General features: G+C 57.5%; 19 protein-coding genes. 16 read left to right on the top strand and 3 right to left on the bottom strand.

The features are described 5' to 3' along the window. Positions 1–59: 59 nt before the first annotated feature. The gene (locus P0119_19520) at positions 60–1,640 is read right to left on the bottom strand and encodes a PAS domain-containing protein (GenBank protein MDF0668241.1); all 1,581 of its coding nucleotides are present in this window, start codon (positions 1,638–1,640) and stop codon (positions 60–62) included. Between the two features lie 279 nt (positions 1,641–1,919). On the opposite strand from P0119_19520, the gene P0119_19515 reads away from it, so the two are divergent. The 3 genes from P0119_19515 to P0119_19505 all read left to right on the top strand — a co-directional run bounded on the left by P0119_19515 (position 1,920) and on the right by P0119_19505 (position 4,506). After that, positions 1,920–2,180 carry a hypothetical protein gene (locus tag P0119_19515; GenBank protein ID MDF0668240.1) on the top strand — a complete coding sequence of 87 codons (261 nt, stop codon included), beginning with the start codon at positions 1,920–1,922 and terminating at the stop codon, positions 2,178–2,180. Positions 2,181–2,273: 93 nt separating this feature from the next. Beyond that, positions 2,274–3,047 (top strand): sugar phosphate nucleotidyltransferase, encoded by a 774-nt coding sequence (locus P0119_19510; GenBank protein MDF0668239.1) that lies wholly within the window; start codon positions 2,274–2,276, stop codon positions 3,045–3,047. 280 nt (positions 3,048–3,327) lie between these two features. After that, entirely contained in the window at positions 3,328–4,506 is a 1,179-nt protein-coding gene (locus P0119_19505) for a site-2 protease family protein (GenBank protein ID MDF0668238.1), read from the top strand. 327 nt (positions 4,507–4,833) lie between these two features. On the opposite strand, the gene P0119_19500 is transcribed toward P0119_19505, so the two are convergent. Both P0119_19500 and P0119_19495 read right to left on the bottom strand, forming a co-directional pair. Continuing rightward, on the bottom strand, positions 4,834–5,355 hold the full coding sequence (locus tag P0119_19500) for a hypothetical protein (GenBank protein ID MDF0668237.1): 522 nt from the start codon (positions 5,353–5,355) through the stop codon (positions 4,834–4,836). A gap of 112 nt (positions 5,356–5,467) precedes the next feature. Continuing rightward, positions 5,468–6,225, bottom strand: a protein-coding gene (locus P0119_19495; GenBank protein ID MDF0668236.1) for an IS5 family transposase whose coding sequence is annotated in 2 segments (ribosomal slippage) — positions 5,468–5,890 and positions 5,893–6,225 — 756 coding nt in all. Because the reading frame shifts where the segments join, the coding sequence is not laid out codon by codon here. Positions 6,226–6,399: 174 nt separating this feature from the next. On the opposite strand from P0119_19495, the gene P0119_19490 reads away from it, so the two are divergent. The 13 genes from P0119_19490 to P0119_19430 all read left to right on the top strand — a co-directional run bounded on the left by P0119_19490 (position 6,400) and on the right by P0119_19430 (position 19,128). Next, the gene (locus P0119_19490; protein MDF0668235.1) at positions 6,400–6,636 is read left to right on the top strand and encodes a CDGSH iron-sulfur domain-containing protein; all 237 of its coding nucleotides are present in this window, start codon (positions 6,400–6,402) and stop codon (positions 6,634–6,636) included. Between the two features lie 97 nt (positions 6,637–6,733). Beyond that, on the top strand, positions 6,734–8,278 hold the full coding sequence (locus tag P0119_19485; GenBank protein ID MDF0668234.1) for a sigma 54-interacting transcriptional regulator: 1,545 nt from the start codon (positions 6,734–6,736) through the stop codon (positions 8,276–8,278). Positions 8,279–8,513: 235 nt separating this feature from the next. Beyond that, complete coding sequence (locus tag P0119_19480) at positions 8,514–8,783, top strand: hypothetical protein (protein ID MDF0668233.1); 270 nt, start codon at positions 8,514–8,516, stop codon at positions 8,781–8,783. Between the two features lie 12 nt (positions 8,784–8,795). Beyond that, the gene (locus tag P0119_19475; GenBank protein ID MDF0668232.1) at positions 8,796–9,302 is read left to right on the top strand and encodes a DoxX family protein; all 507 of its coding nucleotides are present in this window, start codon (positions 8,796–8,798) and stop codon (positions 9,300–9,302) included. Between the two features lie 183 nt (positions 9,303–9,485). Next, positions 9,486–9,809, top strand: coding sequence for a hypothetical protein (locus P0119_19470; protein ID MDF0668231.1), 324 nt, complete (start codon positions 9,486–9,488; stop codon positions 9,807–9,809). 158 nt (positions 9,810–9,967) lie between these two features. After that, a complete protein-coding gene (locus tag P0119_19465) occupies positions 9,968–11,161 on the top strand; it encodes an efflux RND transporter periplasmic adaptor subunit (protein MDF0668230.1) in 1,194 nt (397 codons plus the stop codon). After that, positions 11,158–14,331, top strand: a complete 3,174-nt coding sequence (locus P0119_19460; GenBank protein ID MDF0668229.1) for a multidrug efflux RND transporter permease subunit — start codon at positions 11,158–11,160, stop codon at positions 14,329–14,331. Before P0119_19465 ends, P0119_19460 begins: the two co-directional genes overlap by 4 nt. A gap of 1 nt (position 14,332) precedes the next feature. Then, on the top strand, positions 14,333–15,787 hold the full coding sequence (locus P0119_19455; protein MDF0668228.1) for an efflux transporter outer membrane subunit: 1,455 nt from the start codon (positions 14,333–14,335) through the stop codon (positions 15,785–15,787). Then, a complete protein-coding gene (locus P0119_19450; protein MDF0668227.1) occupies positions 15,750–16,346 on the top strand; it encodes a nitroreductase family protein in 597 nt (198 codons plus the stop codon). Before P0119_19455 ends, P0119_19450 begins: the two co-directional genes overlap by 38 nt. A gap of 24 nt (positions 16,347–16,370) precedes the next feature. Beyond that, positions 16,371–17,102: a glucose 1-dehydrogenase gene (locus P0119_19445; GenBank protein ID MDF0668226.1), complete on the top strand. Its 732-nt coding sequence runs from the start codon at positions 16,371–16,373 to the stop codon at positions 17,100–17,102. Between the two features lie 48 nt (positions 17,103–17,150). Beyond that, a complete protein-coding gene (locus P0119_19440; protein MDF0668225.1) occupies positions 17,151–18,101 on the top strand; it encodes an NmrA/HSCARG family protein in 951 nt (316 codons plus the stop codon). 27 nt (positions 18,102–18,128) lie between these two features. Beyond that, positions 18,129–18,509, top strand: a complete 381-nt coding sequence (locus P0119_19435; protein MDF0668224.1) for a RidA family protein — start codon at positions 18,129–18,131, stop codon at positions 18,507–18,509. A gap of 40 nt (positions 18,510–18,549) precedes the next feature. Next, positions 18,550–19,128, top strand: a complete 579-nt coding sequence (locus P0119_19430; protein MDF0668223.1) for a DNA-3-methyladenine glycosylase 2 family protein — start codon at positions 18,550–18,552, stop codon at positions 19,126–19,128. The last annotated feature ends 261 nt before the right edge of the window (positions 19,129–19,389 follow it).

The raw sequence follows: 19,389 nt of genomic DNA, 5'->3' as shown, positions 1-19,389 counted from the left end.
TCGCCTCACCGATCAGGTTGAGGTCGGTGTAGTCGGCTCAATCGGTCGCGATCTTCTCGTCATGAGGCTCCCTCAGGAATCGAGTCCGGCAACGGGACCCAGGCATGTACTTCCGTCCCCTTTCCAAGTTGAGTGCGGATACGGAACGTGCCTTTCATGAGCTGAACCCGTTCTTCCATGCTGAGGAGTCCCAGCCCGGGAGAGTGGATTTCGGCCGGATTTTGAGAAAATCCCTTTCCGTTGTCCTGGATACACACACCCACGCCCTTGGACGTGCTCAGGAGTCGAACCTGCACCTCCGATGCCTCGGCATGTTTGTGGATGTTTTGGAGGCATTCCTGTGCCACACGGTACAAACAGGTCGCAGTATCGATCGAAAGCGTCCGTGGAATGTCTCGATGCACATATTGAACGGCCAATCCTGTGCGTCGTCTGAATTCGTCGACATAGTCCCGAATGGCCGCCTCCAAACCGAGATGTTCAAGAAGCGAGGGGTGCAGCTGGTAAGCAAAGTTGTGGACGTCGTCAGCAAGTTGCCCGGCAGTCTGTCGAAGACGTAGGAGGTGGTCTCGAAGCGATGTATTTGAGGGGAAAGATTGTTCGAGTGAACCGATATCGACGGCCAGGACAGCAAGCCGTTGTGTGAAATCATCGTGCAGCTCGCGCGCAAGTCGCTCCCGCTCCCGTTCTTGAGCCGCCAGCAGCTTTGCGGTCAACTCTTCAAGTCGTGCTTCATGCTGACGCAGCAGGTCTTCTTCCTGTTTCCGTTGGGTGATGTCCTTTTCCGATCCGACCAAGCGGACGGCTTGGCCTGCGGTGTTCCAGAGCGCGATGCCACACTCTAAAACCCACATCGAGCTTCCGTCACATCGTCGGATTCGATATTCCTCCCGAAACTCCTGTCGTCTCCCGACAAGGTACTCATCGAGATGGCCGAGGACACGGGTGCGGTCATCTGGATGAATCCGTTTCGACCAATGCTCACGCGACTCTTGTTCGTCCTGGTGGGAAAACCCGTGCATCTCTTTCCAGTGAGGCGAATACACGGCCAGGTGCGTCGTCAAATCCCAGTCGTAGACACCCTCGTGCGTGGCCTGCGTCACGAGATTCCAGCGATCGAGTGCGGTCTGGAGCTCAGCGGTGCGCCGGGCAATGCGGGATTCCAGTTCCTCGTTTATTGTGAGCAAGGCTGCTTCCGCTTGCCTGCGTTGTTCGACTTCCCGTTGGAGAGATGCTTTCGCATGTTCCAACTCAGTGGTGCGTCGAGCGAATATCCTCCCACCCCACATGGCAGACCAGAGAGCGACAAAGCCGATGGTCCGGTTTACGGCAGACCAGGACTGAGGAACTCCCGGCGATGACAGAAAGAGACTTGCGAGCGTGAGCCCTGAACACAGCCCGCTCATGATGAACGCGAATCGCCACCCTCTCAGCCAAAGGCCGGCCAGACAGACCGGCACATAGAGCATGGACACGGAAATGCCGAGCGGTGTGTGCCAGTCCAGAAGAAATACTGCGGCCGCAGCTGCGTACAGCAGGACCGGCAAGATCAGAATCGGCTCGCTCGCCATCAGAGGTCGTTTTGTCTCCAACGGATTAACGTGATCCTCCAGGGTCGGCTGAATCACGGGGACGATCATAGGGCTCAGTGATCGTTCCCGCAAGAGCCGCGAGGGGTATGATCGGCGCAAGAGGATCCACTAGTAAACTTCCGCTTCCATGCTGGGTCAATCCCCAGCGGTTGAACAACCGTGACGTCGTGAAATGCTCCAGCCCCTTATTGTGAAGCAGAAAGCCTCCTGCACCAGACTCGCTAGCAAAGTCTTTGTCGCACGCTGGGTCACCCCCTAGTAGTACAGGAGCATGCAATTTCATTACGGTGCTGGTGCAGACCACGATGCAGATTGCTGAGTTTCCAAATGAGACGAGGCCGGATGAATGTCGTGCAGGACGGAGCCGGACACATGAGCTCGATTGCGGAACAGAAGGGATCGTGTCCCCGTTGTTACGGGTTCATGGTGCCGATGACCCTCGACGGCTCCGAGGAAGTCATGCCGGACCGGCGCGAGTTGCCCGGCCGGCGCTGCGTCAATTGCGGTGAGCGGATCGATCCGCTGATCCTGGCTAACCGCCGCGCCTCCGGCAGGGTGGGTACAGTGACGCCCCCGCGAGGTCATTAATTGTGGGTCGGCAATGACCGGCGCTTCTTCGGGAGATTCCGAGGTCGTTCGAGCGGACAGCCCGGTGAAGGGGCCAATGAAAGGAGGACGATCATGACGGGTGGAAATGACCGAGGACACGTCTGGTCTATCGTGTTGGCCGGCGGCGAAGGCGAACGGATGAAGCCGTTGGTGCAGCGATGGTTGGGGCGACATCGCCTGAAGCAATACTGCACCTTCGTGGGGACGCGCTCGATGTTCCAGCACACTGTAGATCGGGCAGCCGATGTCACGGGGCTCGGCAGGACAGTGGTGGTGGCTGGGCGGACGCATGAACCGGAGGTGCGAGCTCAACTGATCGGCCGATCGGTTGAGAAAGTCCTGTGGCAACCGGCGAATTCCGATACCGTAGCCGGTGTCTTTCTCCCACTCACCTATGTGCGGACCCACGATCCTTATGCAACCGTCGTGCTCTTCCCCTCGGATCATTTTGTGTATCCCGAGGCGCGCTTTCTGAATCATGTGCGGCAGGCCATCGAGGTAGCGGAGCGATGGCCTGACCGACTTGTGCTGCTCGGCGCGCGGCCGGATCGATTGGAACCGGAGTATGGATGGATCGAGCCGGAATCGGATCTCATGGATGGGGACCCAGGCAAGCCGGTGCGGAACGTGCGGACGTTTCTTGAGAAACTGGATCCGGTCAGAGCCGACGAGGCCATGCGCAACGGCGCCTTGTGGAACACCTTGGTCTTGGCGGCGGGGGCGGATGTGCTGTGGGAACTGGGGCGCCGATGCTTTGGAGGACTGCTCGCAAATTTTAAACCTTCTGGGATGCGACCTTCGCAGCCTCCAATTTTCTGCTTTCCGTCGTCTGCGGCGCTGCCTTAGGCAATCCTCCAGCTCGACGATTTACAACGGCGCGGTATCGTCCTGCGGATTGCGGGTCGGTCTTGTCTGTCTCGGCATCGGTTTCGGCCTGGTCATCGCCTGCACCATCCGGGTCTGCGTGAGTTTCCGAGGGAAAGTGGAACGAGTCCTGTTCGAGGGACCTTATGAATAGGCTGATTCAGATGACTTCAAGCTGTTCATGTTGTTGACGCAGTGGGGGGCGACTTCTGCGCGCCGATGGATGAATCGACTGTTTCACACGCTGTGCCGGAGGTGATGTTTGATCGGGCAATCAGTCAAACTGACGAGGATTGGCGGGATCGAAGTAGGCGTTCACTACTCGTGGTTCATTATCTTGTTTCTCGTCACGGTTTCACTGACCAGACAGTTTGCGTCGGAATATCCCCAGTGGTCGCCGGGTGAACATTATGTGGTCGGGATCGCCACGAGCCTCCTGTTCTTTGCCTCGATCCTCGTCCATGAGCTGGCCCACAGTTTCATCGCGCTGGCGAAAGGGATTCCGGTCCGTTCGGTCACCCTTTTCTTGTTCGGCGGTGTTGCGCAGATCGGACGGAGGCTGGATCGGCCACTGACGGAGTTTCAGATCGCGATTGCCGGACCGATTGCGAGCATACTCTTGGCTGTGGGATTTAGGACAGTCGAACATCTGGTCGGTGATGAGTTCGAGCAACTGACGGTGCTGGTCGACTGGCTTGCGTGGATCAACCTGATCCTCGCGGCGGTTAACCTTGTCCCGGGCTTTCCGCTCGATGGGGGCCGCATCTTTCGCGCAGCCCTCTGGCACATGACCGGCAGTCTCACGAAAGCGACACGTATCGCGGCGGGAACGGGACAAGGGATCGGGTATGCGCTCATCTTCTTCGGGATCTGGACCGGGTTCAGCATCGATTGGTTCAGCGGCCTGTGGTTGGCATTCATCGGCTGGTATCTCATGAACGCAGCGCAGGAAAGCTTTATTCAAGTCAGCGTCCGCTCCGCGTTGAGCGGATTGGTGGCGGAAGATGTCATGAGTCGTGACTGTCCGTCCGTGACCGGACGGATAAGTCTGGCCGAGTTGGTCCAGGACCATGTCCTTAGAAAGGGGCTATGCTGTTTTATCGTGACCTATGGCAACAGGCTGGAGGGGTTGGTCACCTGCCAGCACATTAACGCGGTGCCCCAGGAGCGTTGGGCTCAGGTCTCGGTCGGGGAGGCCATGACGCCCTTGGCGCACGTGCGGGTCGTGTCACCTGAGAAGTCGCTTCTCGACGTGCTACGGCTCCTGGAAGGTCAAGACATCAATCAGGTTCCGGTTACAGCGGGAGATCGGCTCTTGGGAATGATCACGCGCGATCATCTCTTGCGCGTGCTCACCGCCAATATGGAGCTCGGTGTGCCGCGGAAGAGGGAACTATATGTTCCGAGGTTGTCCAAACTGCCCCAGGCTTCTTCGACGTAAGCCCACGGCCAAGGATCCAAGGTTTCCGGGAGCGTCGAGGCTGGTGAGCCCTCGCGATCTCCTGTGTCTGCCGGCGTCCCGGCGCGATAAGGGCGGCTCTGTGGCCAGTTATGGGTATCTTTCCGACTCAACGTGCTGGGGGCTCGGCGCAACACCCGGGCTAGCATCCGGGCGAATGTCCCTCCTGCCAGTAGCGCAACCAGGTAGGGGTATCCATGAAACAGGTGTATGCGTTGAGACGGGGCCTTCCGGGAGGAGCCCTCACGGTTCGATGGAGACTCTTCCCGTCGGAATGCCTAAAAACAGTGAGTAAGTAGCAGTCGGTGGTTACCCTAGCGCAACTTGTAGGTCAGATTTGGCCAGGGTCGCATACCCGACCGCTTGACCGGCTTTCCCTTCCTGTTGCTCAAAAACAATACTGGTCTGGAACGGGGTCGTTCCTGACATTCCTGTCCAACCTCCGAGCCCACCGGTAAAGGTAAACTCGCCCTTACACTCTTTTAAAGTCCCGGTGCACTTCCAGTGGGCGAAACCGATGTCTTTGGCTTCATGCGCCATGATTGTGCACGGTCCCTCGATCGCTTGGAAGTCCTTCGTTCGGTTAAGGCTCACACGCACCGGACAGGACGGCTTCGAGGAATGGACAACCAGCTTGTCTCCCCCCTGATGACGGACGATCAAGGCTCCTTGTACAATTCCATTGATGACCTGCTCCCCATTTCCAAGTTCCAGGAACTCGCCGCTTCCGATCCAACTCAAACTAGAGGCTCCTGCCTCAACAGTCTTCGCCTCAGCCAAGGATGCCGTGATCTGACCAAGGGCCAGAACGATTCCGAACGCACCTGCCATGAAAAAGCTACTCTTCATATTCATACCCTTTCAATGATGAAACCCGCCGAGGCCCAGTTTGCGGCATGAGGTCAAATTTATATAACGACTGGTTCATGTCTAGGGCGTGTCATCAATTAAGCCATGTCATTGAAGCAGCGAGATAGATGGCACCGAGGAAATTGGCGGCGCGTTTGTCGTAGCGGGTGGCGATGGCGCGGAATTGCTTGAGTCTGGCGAAGAAGTTCTCAATCAGATGCCGGGCTCGGTAGAGGTCTTGATCGTATTCGCGGGGGGTGGTTCTGTTGGCTTTGGGGGGAATGACCACGACCTTGCCCGCTCGTTGCAGCGGCTGGATCACCCGTTCATCGGCATCAAAGGCCTTATCGGCAATGATGGTATCCGCGTCAATGCCGGGTAGCAAGACATCGGCGCCCTCCAGGTCATGCGCCTGCCCTGGGGTGAGATGAAACCCCGTTGGGTTACCCAACGCATCACAGGTGGCGTGGATTTTGGTGGTCAGGCCACCCTTGCTGCGTCCGATGGCTTCCTGCGCGTGGTGCCCCCTTTTGCACCAGCGCTGTGCTGGTGGGCACGAACGATGGTGGAATCGATCATCGCGTATTCGTTGTCAGGATCGTCAGCAAGACGTTCAAACACCCGCTTCCAGACGCCGCGTCGACTCCAGCGCGTATGGCGTGTGTGGATCACTCGGAAATCTCCGAACCGCTCCGGCAGATCCCGCCACGGGATCCCCGCGCGATACCGGTACAACACCGCTTCCACAAACAGCCGGTTGTCCTTCGCCGTCACGCCCACCGTCTCTTCACGACCAGGCAGCAGATGCTCGATCTTCTCCCATTGGTCATCACGCAATCCATACCGTCTCACCATCCGCAGACCCCTCCTTTGGTCTGGGACGGAGTAAATCACAACACGATGGCTCTGTGAATCGAGAAAATTAATTGATGACACGCCCTAGCATGAGGGCGTGCGAAATTCTATGGGAAGAGGCTATACTCAGCCGCGCGATCTCATCTCAACCATCCAGAGGGGGGAAGACTCATGGGACAGCCACGCATTGCAGCCAAGGAGCCGGCGGTGATTACGTTGGAACCAGGAACCTACTACTGGTGCTCCTGCGGGCGCTCGCGAGACCAACCATTCTGTGATGGGTCACATGAGGGAACCGGCTTTGAGCCGCTTGAGTTTACCCTGGATGAAAAAAAGGAAGTGGCGTTGTGTCAGTGCAAGCACACCAAGACCCGGCCATTCTGCGATGGGACGCACCGGACGCTCTGACGGGCTCAGCGAGGTTTCTGGCCGTCGGCTTATCTGCGAGACCCCTTGAGCTGTCGTTGACCGGTAGTCCATACTTGGGCGCATGGATCAGGCAGCCATGATTCCCTGCGAGACCCTCGCGGAGCGCTATCAGGCTCTTTTAGAAGTCGCCCAAGCGATTTCTGCACAACGAGACCTCGATCGGCTCTTCTTCGATTTAGCCCATCGCCTACCTCGGGTCGTGCAGGTCAATTATGTCGATCTCTCTCTCTATGATCCCATCAAGAAAGTCATGCGTCTGCATACCATTCAGGCGAACGTGCCGGCTGACCTCGTCGGGGGGCATGAAGTCCCGATCGACGACTGTCCCTCCGGAGTAGTTTGGCAGCAACAACAGCCAATCCTTGTGTCCAAATTGACGGAGGAGCGTCGATGGCCAGCGGTCATGAGCCATATGAAGGAAGATGGGACAGAGTCGTTCTGTTTTGTTCCTCTCACCACGGCGAGAGGGCGGTTGGGCGCCATGGGGTTCTTGAGCTTGAAGGAAGAGGCTTATAACGATAGGGATATAGAGTTTCTTCAACAAGTGGCCCAACAAGTGGCGGTTGCGGTCGAAAACGCCCTGGCGTTCCAACAGATTGCCGAGCTCAAAGACAGGCTGGCAAAGGAAAAGCTGTACCTCGAAGAGGAACTTCGTCTCGAGCATGGATTTGACGATATCATCGGCGACAGCGATGCGTTAAAGCAGGTGCTGAAGCAAGTCGAGGTCGTGGCTCCGACCGATTCGACCGTGCTGATCCTAGGGGAGACCGGAACGGGCAAGGAACTCATCGCTCGGGCCATCCATCGATTGAGCGGACGCAGCGAGCGCACCTTCGTCAAATTGAACTGTGCCGCCATTCCAACTGGGCTGTTGGAAAGCGAGCTCTTTGGGCATGAACGGGGAGCGTTCACGGGCGCGATTGCTCAGAAAGCCGGTCGATTTGAGTTGGCCGACAAAGGCACGATCTTTCTCGATGAAGTGGGGGAAATCCCGCTGGAGTTACAGTCCAAGTTGCTTCGTGTGTTGCAGGAACAGGAATTTGAGCGGCTGGGTAGCACGAAAACCATTCACGTGGACGTACGCTTGGTCGCCGCGACGAATCGGGACCTCAAACGTTTGGTGGAGGAGCGGCAGTTTCGGAGCGACTTGTACTATCGCCTCAATGTCTTCCCGGTCACCTTGCCTCCTTTGCGCGAACGACGAGAGGATATTCCGATCCTCGTGCGCTATTTCACGCAGCATTACGCCGTTCGCATGAAAAAGAACATCCAAACCGTGCCTGCAGAGGCCCTTGAGGTGCTCTCGCGCTATCCGTGGCCCGGCAATATTCGCGAGTTGGAGAATTTGGTCGAGCGTTCTGTCATCCTCACCCAAGGGACTGATCTGCAGATGCCGATCGGCGAACTGCAAATGGAAAGGCGTCCGGCCACCGTCCAGCCAGCAACGCTTGAGGAGATCGAGCGTGAGCAAATCCTGCGTGTGCTGGATGAAACAAGGTGGGTCATTGGTGGTCCGGCCGGCGCCGCTGCTCGGTTAGGCCTCAAGCGCACGACCCTTCAGTCCAAAATGCAGAGACTCGGTATCTCTCGCTCTGATAGCCTCGCTCTCGACCCTTCGTAGCCTCTCGCAGGCAAGCGTTTCGTGATGACATCATTTTAGGATTCGGGTTTGTGCCGATCCCTCGGCACTGTGCCGTAAGCTCGGCAGATCGCCCCGATTGCTTCGGTCAAGAGTATCCCTCACCGATGTGTATTCTCCATTAATTGCAATGGCTTCGGTGGGGCCCGCGTGAGGAAGCGCGTTGGAACATAAGTTGCCCTAGATTGAGTGAGGTCTTACACAAGGGAGGTCGATCATGGCGACAGCGGTTGAGTCGACGAAGAACGAGCGGACCGGGCGCAATCGACTGGAACGGAACAGGATCTTCAATTCCGTACCTTGTTCCAGGTGCACGGGACTCATGGTTGTGGAACAGGGTTTCGAGTCCATGCTTGGTAGCAGCGAAGCCGACGTGTTGCTCCGACGCTGTGTACAGTGCGGCGACATTGTTGATCCTGTGATTCTGCAAAATAGGCGATCGCAGCGCGGCAGTGAACTGGCGCCGAGTCAGAAGTGCGTGAGTTGAGGGGAGGGTATCATGACGGCATTCTTCAGAACAGATGATTCCTGGGCCGGTCTTATCCTTCGAGTTGGACTCGGGAGCGTGATGTTCGCGCATGGCGCTCAGAAACTCCTAGGCTGGTTTGGTGGAAACGGTTTCGCGGGGACGATGGGGTTTTTTACCCAAAACATGGGGCTCCCTTGGCTCGTGGCGTTCCTCGTCATCATCGGGGAATCCCTCGGCAGCCTGGGATTGCTCGTGGGATTTCTGACGCGGTTCACGGCGGCAAGCTTCATCGTCATCATGCTGGGCGCGATCCCAACCGTGCACTGGCCGCATGGGTTTTTCATGAACTGGTTCGGCCAACAGCAGGGGGAGGGTTTTGAATATCATCTACTCGTGATCGCGATGAGCGCCGCCCTGGTGATCATCGGCGGAGGGAAGTGGGCTCTGGATGGCGTGCTCGCTCGTTGGCTTCAGGAGCGTGACGGAGCTCCTCAACATCCGATGAGGAAGGTCGCTCACGGATTGCGGATGTTCTGATCGAACGTCGGGAAAGCCAAATGAAGAGGGCCAGACAGAGGCCAGGGTCGTATTGCACTGAAGCAAGCTAAAAGAAGGGCATCATGTGGCTGATCATTCTTTTTCTGTTGAACGTGATCGCGGTGATCGCGATGTCGGTCCTGGCTTGAAGCAGGTGACGCCGCAGCGAGGCGCGCGACGAACATGTTGAAGATTACCGAACAACGAGGGCTGGAACCGGACTCCCTGTGGCTGAGACTTGAGGGACGGCTCGCCGGTCCCTGGGTCGGAGAGCTGAGCGCCAGTTGCTGTCGGTTGTCCGCCAGGCAGCAGCGTTGCGTGATGGTTGATCTGACCGGCGTGACGTTCATCGATTCCGACGGCAAGGCGCTGTTGGCCAGTCTGTGGCGGCAAGGGGCGGAGCTGCGCGCGTCCGGTTGTTTAACCAGATGTGTCGTCGAAGAAATCAGAAGACACCAGCCGGGCGGACCTTCAGAAAAAGTCGCGACGAACGGATTGAAGGATTGATGAACCCGAATGTCGGCGATTCGTCACTGTCGTAAGAATCGGTAGGCGGTGATCGTCTAGACTTGCCCTCGTCTCAGCTGTTTGAGTAAAATAACACGTTTGCCTTGCAGTGGAAACATCGTGAGGGTTCAAAAGTAGGCAAAAGTAGGATGGGTTGTATGGAGAAAGATCATCAGTCTATGGGGTATGTCGCAGCGGGGCTTGTCTTTGTGGCCATGGCAGTCTCAGCCGCTTGTAAACAAGAAGCCGAGTCGATGCCGGCACCGGAGGTATCGCAAGTCGAGGTCGTCACTGTGCAAACACAGAACGTCCCCGATGAACCGGAGTTTATCGGTCAGGCCGAAGCGTCTCGTCCGGTGGAGATTCGTCCGCAAGTGACAGGGATTTTGAAGGCGGTCCTCTATCCGGAAGGGCGCGACGTGAAGCAAGGAGATCGCCTGTATCAGATTGAGCCGGTGCCCTTCAAAGCGGCGGTTGCGAGTGCCAAGGCCAGGATTGCGCAGGCGGAGGCTCGTATGGTCCAAGCCAAACAGGACCTGGCTCGAGTGAAACCGTTGCTTGCCGAACAGGCGGTCAGCCAGAAGGACGTCGATGATGCCGTTGCCGAGCAGCTGTCGGCCAGTGCCGCGCTGGAAGGCGCGCACGCCGACCTCATCAAGGCCCAATTCGATCTGGATAACACACTCATCACGGCTCCCATCAGCGGGATTATCGAGCGCAGCCGTTACTATGAAGGACGGTTGGTCTCGGCTCAGACCGATCTGCTGACCATGATCCATCGAGTTGATCCGATGTACGTGGTGGTGAACGTTCCCGAGCTGTTCATCCTACAACGGCGGCGGGACATCGAGGCGAAGCGAATTACCCATCCAGGAGATTACAAGTTGCGAGGCCGGCTTACGTTTATGGATGGCACGGTCTATCCACAAGAAGGGGTCCTTGATTTGTTGGAGCCCGGTTTGCGGACGGAAACCAGCTCGCGTCAAATACGAGTCACATTCCCCAATCCAAATCGTACCCTTCTGCCCGGGCAATTTGTGAAGGTCCGATTTACCGGTGATACGAAAACAGATGCGGTCCTCATTCCCCAACGAGCCGTGATGCAAGGTCCACAGGGTCCCTTTGTCTATGTGGTCAACCCGGACGAGAAGGTTGAGATTCGAGACGTGGCGGCTTCTGATTGGAAAGGAAGCCAGTGGATCATCGACAGAGGTCTGCATACGGGCGATCGGGTGGTCGTGAATGGCTTAATGAAGATCGGTCCAGGGGCTCCCGTAAAGGCCGTTCCCTGGGTCGCGGCGAATGTCTCCGCTACGGAGTCTGCCCCCAGCCCTCCTCAGGATCATTTGTGATCTCGAACGTTTTTATCGATCGGCCGATTCTTGCGTCGGTCATCTCGGTCGTGGTGGTCGTCATGGGGCTGCTCTCCGCGCAGTTCCTTCCGGTCGCGCAATTTCCTGAAATCACCCCACCGGTGGTGCAGATCGACGCGGACTATCTCGGCGCCAGCGCAGAGGTCGCGGCCGAAGGGGTCGCCCGCCCGATCGAGGTCCAGCTCCCGGGTGTTGACAATCTACTGTATTACGAATCGTCCAGCAGTAACGACGGCCACGTCACGATCAAGTTGACGTTTGAGATCGGCACAAACCCGGACATCGCTCAGGTTCAAACACAGAACCGTGAAAAGCTCGCCGAGCCGCAGCTTCCTCCGGAGGTGGTTCGTCAGGGCATCTCCGTCAAGAAGATGTCTCCCGATCTCGTGTTCGTCATCGCGCTCAACTCGACCGATCCGCGGCACGACGCCATCTTTCTCTCGAATTATGCCACGCTTCGGCTCGTCGATGAGTTGAAGCGCCTCAAAGGCGTGGGGGATGTGGTGGTGTTCGGGCAGCAGAACTATAGCATGCGGATCATCCTCAATCCGCTGCTGATGGCGAAATTGGGCCTTGTCCCGAGCGATGTCATCGCGATCATCCGTGAGCAGAATCGCGATAATCCCTCCGGAACGATCGGGAGGGAACCGGCACCGAAGGGGACCGAACTGACGATCCCGATCATTGCTAAAGGCCGTCTCACGGAGGTAAAGGACTTCGAAGATTTGATCGTGCGTGCCATGCCGGACGGGTCGCTGGTCCGGTTGAAAGATGTGGCCCGCATCGAACTAGGTGCCCAAGCCTATGGGTTGGAAGGCCGACAGAACGGCAAGCCGACGACGTTCATGCTGACGTTCTTGTCTCCCGGAGCGAATGCGCTCGATACCGTGCGTCGCACGAGAGCGAAAATGGATGAGCTGGCCCAGGATTTTCCTTCCGGCGTGTCCTATGATTCTCCGTACGACACCACGCGTTTCATCGAAGTCTCGATCAAGGAAGTGGTCAAGACATTGATGGAAGCGATGGTGCTGGTGGTGTTCGTCGTATATTTGTTCCTGCAGACCTGGCGGGCGACCATCATTCCAACCGTCGCCGTACCCGTCTCTTTGATCGGCACCTTCATCGGGCTCTATGCCCTCGGCTTCTCCATCAATACGATCACCCTATTCGGGATGGTTCTGGCAATAGGGATTGTGGTGGACGACGCCATCGTCGTGGTTGAGAATGTTGAGCGACATATGCGTGAGGATCGACTTCCTCCAAAAGAGGCGGCCAAGAGGGCCATGGGCGAGGTGACTGAGCCGATTATCGCGATCGTGTTGGTCTTGGTATCCGTCTTCGCACCCGTGGGTTTTATCGGCGGGATCACAGGGGCTCTCTATAAGCAGTTTGCGGCAACGATTGCGATTTCCGTTACCGTGTCAGGATTTGTGGCATTGACGCTGAGTCCCGCGCTCTGTGGTGTCGTGCTCACACAGCACCATCGGAAACGGAGCAGGTTTTGGGAACTTTTTGATCGTGTGTTCGGCCGGACGCAATCTGGGTATACGAGCGCGATTGCCGCTCTCGTCGTGAGGCCGCTTCGTGTCATGGCGGTGTTTGCGTTGCTCGTCGTCGTGTCCATCGGACTCTACCAGAAGTTGCCGGGTAGTTTTCTACCGGAGGAAGATCAAGGCTACTTCATCGTCATCGCACAATTGCCGGACGGTGCATCGACGCAGCGGACGGAGGCGGTTCTCGAACGAGTCGAGGGGTTTTTTCAGGCGATCCCGGCGGTTCATTCAACCGATGCCTTGGTCGGACAGAATTTCGTGTTCGGCACCAGAGGGCCGAACACGGCGACGATGTTCGTGCCGTTGCACTTATGGGATGAACGGCCGGAGCCTCAGTACCATGTAAAAGCGCTGATCGGAGCTGCCTACGGGGAGTTTGCAAAAATTCCAGAAGCCCTGCTCCTTGCATTCAATGCCCCCTCGATTCGCGGAGTGGGTGCCGTCGGTGGCTTCTCGGCGCAGATCCAAGATCCAAGTGGCGGCGATTTCAATAAATTCGCCATGGTGGCCCAGCAATTCGTCGAGCGGGCGCAAAAAGAACCGGCGATCGGACGCGTCGGGACGAATTTTCGTGTCTCCTCGCCCAGACTCTATGCCGACGTGAATCGAGAACGGGTGAAGTCCTTGGGGATTCCGATTTCGGATGTCTTTGATACATTGCAAGCGTACTTCGGCAATTATTACATTAACGACTTCGTCAAATTCGGGCGGGTGTATCACGTGCAGACGGAAGCAGACGCCGAGTACCGGTCGACGCCTCAGGACCTCTCGAAAATCTATGTGCGTGCCCGAAGCCCGAGGGGTGTCAATATGATCCCGCTCGATACAGTCGTGACGCCGAGGTATCAGAGCGGACCGGACCCGGTGAATCACTTCAATGGCTACAACACGGCGCTTTTGCTGGGTGCTGCTGCGCCTGGTTTCAGTTCAGGTCAAGCACTCGAAGCGTTGGAACGGGTCGCGGAGGAGGTGCTGGATCCGCAAGGCTATACCATCGATTGGAGCAATATCTCGTTTCAGGAGCGTCGGGTCAGTGGTCAATCAAGCCAAGTCTTTGCCATCGGGTTGTTGATGGTCTTTCTCGTCTTGGCCGCACAGTTCGAGAGTTGGGTGGTGCCGTTTGCCGTCATTCTCGCCGTCCCGTTCGCCGTGTTCGGTGCGTTGACGGCTGTCTGGCTTCGAGGGTTCGAAAACGACATCTATTTCCAGATCGGTCTCGTGACGTTGATCGGACTTGCCGCGAAAAATGCCATCCTGATCGTCGAATTTGCCAACACCCGTTATGAAGCGGGGCGACCTCTCATTGAAGCGGCGGTGGAGGCGGCCCGTTTGCGCTTCAGGCCGATCATTATGACGTCACTGGCCTTCATCTTCGGGATGTTCCCCTTAGTGATTGCTTCGGGCGCCGGGGCTGCCAGCCGTCAGTCGATCGGGACCGGGGTTCTCGGTGGGATGTTCGCGGCCACATTCTTGGCGATCTTCTTCGTGCCGTTGTTTTTTGTGCTGCTGAGAAAGATGACTCGGCGTAGCAAGCAACCTGAAGCGAGCGAGAACCAAGCCATGAGGTCGAGCTTTGCGTCGGAGGAGAATTCCTAACATGCGTACAATCTTGGCCATCGGACTTGCGTGTCTTCTTCTATCCTGCGCCATGGGCCCTGATTACACCAGGCCCAAGGCCGACACAGAGGATTCTTTCCGCATGGCGGAAGGTCCGTCGGACCTGCCCTCAATGGCTAATCTGCCGTGGTGGGAGCTTCTGCGTGATGAGCAGCTGCAGCGGCTCATTCGGGCGGCTCTTGAGAACAATTGGGATCTCCAGCGGGCGGTTGCGACCATCGATGAGTTTCGAGCAAGGGCCCTGATCGCCCGAACCGACTTTTTGCCGCAGATCACGGCTGCAGCGAACATGCCGGCCGTCCGCCACACCGCGTTCTTGTTTCCCGGCTTTCCCAATCCGTTCAACTATTATTTCTCAGGCACCGCGGCATTGGAGGTGGATCTGTGGGGTCGCCTCAGACGATCCAACGAGGCGGCGCGCGCTGACCTGTTGTCCAAGGAAGAGAACCGCCGTGCGGTGACGATTCAACTGGTCAGCACAGTGGCCGAAGCGTACTTCAATCTTCTCCAGTTCGACCTCCAGCTCGAGATCGCAAAGCGAACGCTGCAATCGTGGGAAGAGTCCGTGCGGATCGCCCAAGCACGGTTGCGCCAGGGGATGACTTCCAAACTGGACGCAGATCAGTTTGAAGCGGAACGAGCCAATGCGGCGGCTCGTACGGCGGAACTCCAACGACGGATGGTTCAAACGGAGAACGAGTTGAGCGTGCTCCTGGGCCGCAAACCCTTCAGCATGGCCCGCGGGCGTTCATTGGACGAGCAAGCACTGCCCCCGAACGTTCCCGCTGGTTTGCCGTCCGAGCTGTTGCAACGGCGGCCGGATTTGCAGGTCGCGGAACGACAGTTGGCTGCCGCCAACGCCCGTATCGGGGTCGCGAAGGCGGAACGATTCCCTAAAATCACGTTGACCGCAATGGCCGGCATGGCGCACCCCGAACTTTCCTTGCTCTTCACAGATCCCTCCTCCTTCGGCGTGTTCGGCGCCGGTTTAGCGGCTCCTATCTTTAATGCTCAAATACTGGGATTCCAGCAGGAAGCGGCGGAGGCTCAAAACAAGGAAGTATTGGCACAGTATCAACAGACGGTACTGACGGCCTTTCGCGAAGTCGAGGATTCGCTCATCGCCGTTCGGACGGCACGCAGTCAAGGCGAGTCCCAGCAGCAACAGGTCACGGCGCTGCAGTCGGCGTTGAAACTCGCCGAACTTCGCTATAGAGGAGGCCTGGCCAACTACCTTGACGTCCTCGTCGCGCGGAGAAATCTGTTCGAGGCGGAGCTGGCCTTGACCGGTACGCGACGGTTGCTTCTCTCCTCAATTGTGCAACTATACAGAGCACTCGGAGGCGGGTGGTCTCCCGATAGCCAACCGGCCGAGGAGCCAAGCAAGGATAGCGGCCATGGAGAAGCCCGCGCCCAAGCAGTGTCCTATCCATGAGTTGCTCGCTCGTCGTTGGAGTCCGCGCGCCTTCGATGAGCGACCGATAGTGACCGATCTTTTACGAACTCTTTTCGAAGCGGCTCGATGGGCGCCTTCGTCGAATAACGAGCAGCCCTGGCGATTTATCGTGGCGAGCAAGCACGACCACGAAACCGAATGGAAGCGGCTGTTCGATTGTCTGGCTGAGGGGAACCGGAGATGGGCTTTCCGCGCGCCGGTGCTGATCCTCTCGGTCGCCTGCATGAATTTCGAGGATGACGGCAATCCGAACCGACATGCCTTTCACGATACGGGATTGGCGGCGGAGAATCTCGTTTTGCAGGCAACGGCCGGCGGCTTGGCCGCTCATCAGATGGCAGGTTTCGACGTGGAGAAGGCGCGGATCGATCTCAGGATTCCTTCGGGCTTCGAACCGGTTGCGATGATCGCCGTCGGCTACCCAGGTGATCCAGCTGTGCTTCCAGAGCGGCTGCGAGAGCGGGAGCTTCGACCAAGGATTCGTAGGCCGATTCAAGAATGGACATTTTTAGGACAATGGGGGAATCCCATCGCATAACAGGATTGTTGAGGAGCCGAACGGATGAAATCATTGAGCGGGAAAGTGGCGATTGTGACCGGAGCCTCCAACGGAATCGGTCGGGCGATTGCGGAGCGATTGGCCGAGGAAGGCGCGATTGTCGTGGTGAACTATTCGAAGAGTGCGGAGAAAGCTCAGCAGGTCGTTGCGGTGATACAAGCCAAAGGCGGCAAGGCACTCGCGGTCCAAGCCGATATGAGCCAGGTGGCGGGCGCGCGCCGGCTCGTAGCCGATACGGTCAAACAATTCAACCGACTGGATATTCTCGTGAACAACGCGGGCAAGTTTATGCCGAAGCCGCTTGAGGAAACGACGGAGGAAGACTTTGACGGCGTGATCGCGCTGAATGCCAAGGGACCGTACTTTGCCATGCAGGAAGCGGCCAGAGCGCTGAAGGACGGGGGACGTATCGTGAATATCTCAACCGGTGGGACGCATCAGCGCTTTCCCGGAGCTACGGCCTATCTCGGGAGCAAAGCGGCGCTCGAACAATACACCAAAGGGCTGGCGCAAGAACTGGCTCCAAGGGGGATCACGGTGAATACGGTCTCGCCGGGTTTCACCGAGACCGGGATGATGACGGAAGAGTATCGGCAGATGGGCATTGAGCTCTCGCCTATGAAGCGGCTCGGTGTGCCAAAGGATATTGCCGACGTGGTGGCGTTCATCGTGAGCGAGGAGGCTCGATGGCTCACAGGGCAGACGATCCAGGCCGGTGGTGGGATCGTCATGTGACGCACAACGAGACCGATTGTAATCCTGGTTTAGAAAGGGGTGACCATCATGGCCGACAGAAAAATCATCGCCGTCGTGGGTGCAACCGGTATGCAGGGCGGCGGGCTTGTGCGGGCAATCATGAGCGATCCGGACAAGACCTTTCTCGCCCGTGCATTGACGAGGGATGTGAATTCGGACAAAGCCAAGGCTCTCGTCAAGCTTGGCGCTGAAGTAGTACCCGCCGATCTGGACGACGCGACCGGCCTGAAGCGCGCCTTCGCGGGCGCCTACGGCGTTTTTTGCCTGACCAATTTCTGGGAACATTTTTCTCCGGAAAAAGAATATGCGCAGGCGAAAAGCCAAGCGGAAGCGGCGAAAGAAGCGGCTGTGCGGCACGTGATCTGGTCGACGTTGGAAGATACACGCAAATGGGTGCCGCTGTCGGACAACCGTATGCCGACGTTAATGGGAGGATATAAGGTCCCGCATTTCGACGCCAAAGGTGAAGCAGATCGGGAGTTCAGCAAATTGGGCCTTCCTGTGACCTTTCTGCTGGCCTCCTTTTATTGGGACAATTTGATCTTCTTCGGTATGGGGCCAAAGAAGGGGCCGGACGGCACCCTCCTGTTCACCATGCCGATGGGAGACAAAAAGCTTCCTGGGATTGCGGTCGAGGACATCGGAAAGTGCGCCTTTGGAATTTTCAAGAGAGGGCAAGAGTGCATCGGAAAGACAGTCGGGATTGCCGGCGAACATTTGACCGGCCAAGAAATGGCGGCGGCGATGACCAAGGTCTTGGGGCAACCAGTGCGGTACAATGCGGTGACGCCGGAACAGTATCGAGCCTTCGGGTTCAAGGGCGCCGACGACCTCGGCAACATGTTTCAGTTCAAGCGCGATTTCAATGAGGCATTCTGTGGGGTACGCAACCCTGCCGTCGCGAGGAGCTTGAATCCGGCATTGCAGACGTTCGACGCCTGGCTGACACAGAACAAAAGCCGTATTCCGCTGGCTTAAGCCCACGAATAGTAATGATCTAACCAGATGCGACAGCATATTTCGACCGGAGGTCCCTGGGAGAGCAAGATCGGCTATTCGCGTGCGGTGCGCGTGGGTGCTCACGTGTCGGTATCCGGGTCGACGGCAATGACCCCCTCAGGTCTGGTCGGCAAAGGGGACCCCTATACACAAACGATTCAAGCATTGAAAACGATCGAAACGGCCCTTCAACAGGCCGGCACCTCCTTGGCCGACGTGGTGCGGACCAGGATCTACCTCACGAACATCGACCAGTGGCAGGAGGTCGGCCGGGCGCATGGCGAGATCTTTGGAACGATCAGGCCGGCGACAACGATGGTCGAAGTAAATCGGCTGATCGATCCTGATCTGCTCGTGGAAATCGAAGCTGATGCCGTCATCGGGTAGAGATCCTGCCACCGCACATTTGGTCGCAGTTGACCCAGTCATGCGTCGGTTGATCGAGGAGATTGGCCCTTTTTCACTCAAGCCGAAAGGTCGCCGTTCGCCGTTCGAATCGCTTGCCCGCGCGATCGCGTACCAACAGCTTCACGACAAAGCCGCGGAGAGCATTCTCAAGCGATTCATCGCGCTCTTTCCCGGTCGGAGATTTCCTCGTCCGGATGAGCTGCTCGCCATGCATATGAGATCGGTCAGAAATGCGGGCTTCTCGCGACCGAAGATGATGGCGCTTCGTGATCTGGCTGCAAAGACCCTCGATGGGACAGTGCCGACAAACCGTATGATCGGGCAATTGGCTGATGAGACGATTATCCGGCGGCTGATCGAAGTCCGAGGCATCGGACGATGGACGGTCGAAATGCTGCTGATCTTTCAGTTGGGGCGTCCTGATGTGTTGCCGGTCGATGATTTCGGCCTGCGCAATGGTTTCCGCATAGCCTACCGACGGCCCACCATGCCCACGCCAAGACAGCTGTTACAATATGGCGAGCGATGGAAGCCCTATCGAACGACGGCCTCCTGGTACCTCTGGCGCGCCGCGGACCGAGCAAAGGCGGGATCGTGATGTGTTGGAGCAGCAGTTCAATACCCGTCTCTCATCGAAGAGTTAACGATTGAGCTCAACGGCGCCGCCACTATGGCAAGGGAAGGGTGCAGATTTTTCCGGCGTCCGAGTTAAGCGAATGATTAGCCAAAGAACTTGTCATACTCGGCGTGCGGTCCGATCCAGAACCACTGCACTCCCTCAGGAACTGGAACGCCAAGGGCGCGGTAATGAATACCGACCCGAACACTGCGGAAGCGTCCGCCTTGTACGGATTTGAAT

Origin of the sequence: Nitrospira sp., from assembly GCA_029194665.1 — a bacterium.
Taxonomy (GTDB): Bacteria; Nitrospirota; Nitrospiria; order Nitrospirales; family Nitrospiraceae; genus Nitrospira_D.
Note: the sequence above shows the minus strand (reverse complement) of the source record. Positions and strands in the feature narration are given on the sequence as shown.